Genomic DNA, 459 nt, shown 5'->3' with positions numbered 1-459 from the left:
GAATATCCGAGCCAGTGCGGCCCGGATCACGCGCCTATCCGCGGCCACTGCGCGGTAAGCGCTCAACCGGGCCCTATTGAGGCTGGCTTGACGCATTGCGGAAGCGCTACGGCACGAGATCGCCGATTCTGCTAGGGGGATGGCCGTCGATGATCGCCTCGAGTGTTTCGGCGATGTGGGCCACCGGGTTAACATCGTTGCGCTTGCAGGTGGCAACGATCGACGCGAGCAAGGCCCAGTTTTCTGCCCCGATTGCATGTCCTGCGAAGAGAGCGTTTTCCCTGGTCAAGCAGATTGGCTGGATGGCGTTCTCGACCGGGTTGGTGTCTAGCTCAAGACGTCCGTCTTCGAGGAAGCGGGCCAGCCCACGCCAGCGATTCAGCGCATAGTGGATGTCCTCGGCGAGCGTCGAACCGCTGGAGATCATCGACAGCTGTTTCTCGAACCACGACTTTAGAG

The 459-nt window shown here is 61.0% G+C and carries 1 protein-coding gene; it reads right to left on the bottom strand.

The annotated features are described in order from the left end of the window. Positions 1-106 precede the first annotated feature (106 nt). Positions 107-459 (bottom strand): IS66 family transposase (locus DY467_RS25560; protein ID WP_164639841.1); only part of this gene is annotated, 353 nt, incomplete at its 5' end.

This window comes from Rhodopseudomonas sp. BR0G17 (genome assembly GCF_010907025.1).
Lineage (GTDB): Bacteria > Pseudomonadota > Alphaproteobacteria > Rhizobiales > Xanthobacteraceae > Rhodopseudomonas > Rhodopseudomonas palustris_H.
Note: the sequence above shows the minus strand (reverse complement) of the source record. Positions and strands in the feature narration are given on the sequence as shown.